The sequence below is a fragment of the Nitratidesulfovibrio liaohensis genome, from assembly GCF_011682075.1.
Lineage (GTDB): Bacteria > Desulfobacterota > Desulfovibrionia > Desulfovibrionales > Desulfovibrionaceae > Cupidesulfovibrio > Cupidesulfovibrio liaohensis.
Genome location: NZ_VSMK01000260.1, coordinates 1 through 3893, shown reverse-complemented (window position 1 = coordinate 3893; position 3893 = coordinate 1). Strand labels below are relative to the sequence as shown.

Sequence of the window (3893 nt, the reverse complement as noted above, 5' to 3'; positions counted from 1 at the left end):
GCCGGACGCCGCGCCCCGCGAGTGCACCCGGTCCAGCACCTTGCGCGCCACCAGCGGGAACACCCCCAGCAGGGTCATGGCCGCCAGCAACCCCGGCGACAACACGTCGCCCGGCGTGGCCACGGCGCCCAGTTCGCGCCCGGCATTCACGTACACCGCCGTGCCGGGCAGCATGCCCACCAGCGATACCCAGAAATAGGTGCGCACGGGCATGGCCGTCAGGCCCATCAGCAGGTTGACCAGAAAGAAGGGGAATGCGGGCACCAGGCGCAGCCCGAACAGGTAGAACGCCCCGTCGCGGGCCAGCCCTTCGTCCAGACGGGACATGCGGTGGCCGAAGCGGCGGCGCACCGCGTTGCGGAACACGTAGCGCGCCCCCAGAAAGGCCAGGGTGGCCCCCACGGTGCTGGACAGCGAGGTGGCCCACAGCGTGGTCCAGAAGCCGAACACCGCCGCGCCCCCCAGGGTCAGGGCCGTGGCCCACGGCAGCGACAGCGCGGCGGAGGCCACGTACACCGCCATGTAGGCCCCGACAGACAGCGCAGGGCTGGCCTCGTGCCAGGCCACCAGTTGCGCCTGCGATGCCTTGAGCCGGGCCAGCGACAGCCATTCGCCAATCCCCGACCACCATGCAACCCCGAGGCAGACGGCCACCGCCGCCAGAAGCAGGGCGCGCCGCGCCGCATCAGTCCATCCCGGACGCATGAAGTTCCTTTCCGTTTTGCCGGGCCACCGCTGTCCGGCGCCCGGAGTGGATTCGGGGAGGCGCCGGTCAGGCACCATCCCATTCAGGACGCCACGCCGTTCAGGGCGCCATACAGGGCCGCGCCCAGCAGCCCGGCGTCGGGCCCGCGCACCAGGCGCACCGGCACCCCCCGCAGCAGTTCGGCGTGGGTATCGCTTTGGCGAAAGGCTTCGGCAAAGGCCGGGTGCGTCACCAGCACGGGGGTGGCCGCCGCCACCCCACCGGCGATGAACAGCCCGCCCAGGGCCAGGGTTTCCAGCACGTAGTCGCGGCAGGCGCGGCCATAAAACCGGGCAAACCAGGACAGAACTTGAGACAGGGCATGGTCGGGACCGGCCCCCTGTTCGCCGGTCATCAGGCGGGCCGCCACCCCCGCAGGTTCCAGCCACTGCCCGGTGTGGAAGGCGTGCAGCAGGCGCAGGCCGGGGCCGGACACCACGAGGTCACCGATGACCTGCCGCCCGGTGTGGGCGCGGACAAACGCGGCAAAGGCCATTTCCCGCTCGTCGGTGAAGGGGAACAGGGCGTGCCCCCCTTCCGAGGGCAGGGCGCGCGGCGGCATGCCGCCACCGGACGAAGGCAGCAGCAGACACTTGCCAAGGCCCGTGCCCGCGCCCATGACGGCGGTGGGGGCGTCCGGCACCGAATGCCCGTCCAGCACGTCCAACACGTCCAGCGCCGCCGGACGCAGGCAGGCATAGGCCTGGGCCACGAAATCGTTGATCAGCAGCACCGGGGGCAAGCGCGGCATGCCCGGCGCACGCAACGCCGGGTCGTCCAGATCCACCCCCCAGGGGATATTGGGTGGGGTGCAGCGGCGCCCGCCGCGCACCGGTCCGGCCACGGCCAGCACCAGCAGGGCCGGGGACGTGAACAACCCCGGCTCCTCGACGGCGGCCCGGCGCATCAGGTCGGCAAAGGACGCCGCACAGGCCGTGGGCAGGCGCACAGCGCACAGGCGGTCCTGCAGGCGCGGCACATGGCCGCGCGCTGGCGCGTCCGTCTCGTACAGGGCAAAGCGGCTGTTGGTGCCGCCTATGTCCGCCGCCAGCACGCGCATGCGCCGTTCTCCTTCCATATGGGGTGGCCGTGCGGGTTTGCCGCGCGGGTCATGGGTTCCGGTTCCCCTGCTGCGGGAAAAAGGCGGGGGAAAGACGAGGCGTTACGCTCCGGAACATCCCGCCGCACGGCGCACGCTAGGTCAAGCCGGTCAGTGCCCGCAGAAAGGCGCTGGCTTCGGGCGACACAGCCGAAAAACTCAGCCGCACGTCGTTGCCGGTGCCGCGCACCACGCGGGCGGGCAGGCCCATTTCCTCACCCTTGGCGTTCTGCACGAACAGCGTGCACACGGTGCCCTCGGGAAACTTGCCGCGCACGGCGCACCGCGCGCCGGTAAGGCTGACGTCCCAGGTCATCACCGAAAAGCCGTACCCGGAAATCTCTATGCGCCCCTTGTACCGCCCGGCCACGCGGGCGGCGCGCCTGCGCTCGCCTCCGGTCTTGGCGACGGGTGCGGCGCTTGCGGCATCCTGCTGTTTCGCTTCCATCCGTTCTCCCCTCCTGCATGGCATCGCCGCGCGCGGCCCCTGCGCGCGGCGCACCTTCTGATGTGCGTGGGACCCACGGCCAGCCCCATACCGGGCCATGCGTCCCCTGTCCGTGATTGCACGATACGCTGTCCCGTCGTCGGAACCGCGGCCCGCCGGAACATCCGGCCGACCGGATGTCAGGCCAACCGAGTGCCGGGTCTATCGACCTCGGGCCGGAGCGTGTCCGCGAAAAACGTCATTCCTGTGCCTGTTCCACGCGGGCCATTGCCTCGGCTGCCCGGTCCCGCCGCTCATTCCAGATACGACGCGCCAGGGCGCGCAGGCTGCGCGCCGCTTCAGCGGGCGGCGGCAGTTCCGGCAGGTCCGGCAGTTGGGGCACATCCTCGTCCAGTCGAGGCAGGGCCAGCGTGGCGTCCAGCGCGCACGAATACCCTTCCATGCCGCTGCCCGCCACCTTCAGCTTTTCCTGCCCTTCCACGTCCAGCGAACGGGCCATGCCCAGCACGCACGAGGGCGAATGGTCGCTGTTGACCTTGTCCACCATGCGGTTGATCTCTGCCGCCCACTGGCGGTACCGCCGATAGCCCAGCCTGCGCACCTTGCCCGGCCTTCCCGGCACGGTTGCGGCAGCGCCGTTGACGTAGCAGTCGAAGGCGCGCCAGGTATCCTCGTACACTTCCAGCAGCAGCTTTTCATACCGCCCGGAGCGGGTCCAGGCAAAGGGCACGTCGCGATGCGGACAGGCGTCCGTACCGCCCGCCAGGCGCATGAAGTCCACGGGCACCCCCAGGGCGTGCCACAACTGCCCGGCCATGTCCGGCCCGGTAAGCAGGTCCGCCAGCCATCCGGCGCGGCACAGGGCGCGTTGGGCGGCCCGACGCAGGTCATCCTCGCGCGAGCGGAACAGCTCCATCTCGTCATCCACGGCCTTGCGGGCGGCAAAGAAGGTCTCGGCCATTTCGCTGAGCACTTCGTCCTGCAAGGCCGAAACCATTTCCTCACGCTGATCGGTCATCGCGTCTCCATGACTGCTGGTCGGCCCCCAGATTAGCAGCGCGGGCAGCCCGTAGCAAGCGCGCCCCTTGCCGGAACCGTTTCCTCGGTGTTAGCCGGGCGGCAGGGGCGGCGCACATCGTGCCGCCCGCATACCCCGCAACGGAGACCAGATGCCTGCCACGCCGCATGCCCCGCACGCCGTCCCCTGCCCGCTGCATCCTGCCGCTGCCACCGGGCCCACGCCGTCCACCTCAGCGGGCACGTCCGGCATAACGGGCATGTCCGGCGTATCGGGCACGCCAGCCCCCCCGGCTTCCGACGAAACGCATGCCCGTGTCAGGCTGCTGGGCCAGCGCCTGACGGCATCGGGGGCCACCCTGGCCACGGCAGAATCGTGCACCGGCGGACTCATCGCGGCCCGCTGCACCGACGTGCCGGGCAGTTCCGCGTGGTTCACCGGCGGCGTGGTGGCCTATGCCAACGAGGTGAAGCGTGACGTGCTGGGAGTGGGCCCGGACCTGCTGGCCGCCCACGGCGCGGTGAGCGAACCGGTGGTGCGGGCCATGGCCGCCGGAGTGCGCCGCCTGACCGGCGCCCGCCTG

The 3893-nt window shown here is 71.0% G+C and carries 5 protein-coding genes; 1 reads left to right on the top strand and 4 read right to left on the bottom strand.

The annotated features are described in order from the left end of the window. The 4 genes from FVW27_RS09810 to FVW27_RS09795 form a co-directional block, all read right to left on the bottom strand. On the bottom strand, positions 1-705 hold a 705-nt coding region (locus FVW27_RS09810; RefSeq protein ID WP_167124736.1), incomplete at its 3' end, for a TVP38/TMEM64 family protein. Between the two features lie 83 nt (positions 706-788). Next, complete coding sequence (locus tag FVW27_RS09805; RefSeq protein WP_167124734.1) at positions 789-1805, bottom strand: glucokinase; 1017 nt, start codon at positions 1803-1805, stop codon at positions 789-791. A 136-nt stretch (positions 1806-1941) separates the two neighbouring features. Then, positions 1942-2292 carry a PilZ domain-containing protein gene (locus FVW27_RS09800; protein WP_167124732.1) on the bottom strand — a complete coding sequence of 117 codons (351 nt, stop codon included), beginning with the start codon at positions 2290-2292 and terminating at the stop codon, positions 1942-1944. Between the two features lie 238 nt (positions 2293-2530). Next, positions 2531-3310: a hypothetical protein gene (locus FVW27_RS09795; RefSeq protein ID WP_167124730.1), complete on the bottom strand. Its 780-nt coding sequence runs from the start codon at positions 3308-3310 to the stop codon at positions 2531-2533. A gap of 151 nt (positions 3311-3461) precedes the next feature. On the opposite strand from FVW27_RS09795, the gene FVW27_RS09790 reads away from it, so the two are divergent. Beyond that, positions 3462-3893 (top strand): CinA family protein (locus FVW27_RS09790; protein WP_167124728.1); only part of this gene is annotated, 432 nt, incomplete at its 3' end.

Excerpts from the sequence above, each read along its gene's own strand:
- FVW27_RS09805 (WP_167124734.1), bottom strand. The coding sequence starts at position 1,805 with ATGCGCGTGCTGGCGGCGGACATAGGCGGCACCAACAGCCGCTTTGCC.
- FVW27_RS09800 (WP_167124732.1), bottom strand. The coding sequence starts at position 2,292 with ATGGAAGCGAAACAGCAGGATGCCGCAAGCGCCGCACCCGTCGCCAAG.
- FVW27_RS09795 (WP_167124730.1), bottom strand. The coding sequence starts at position 3,310 with ATGACCGATCAGCGTGAGGAAATGGTTTCGGCCTTGCAGGACGAAGTG.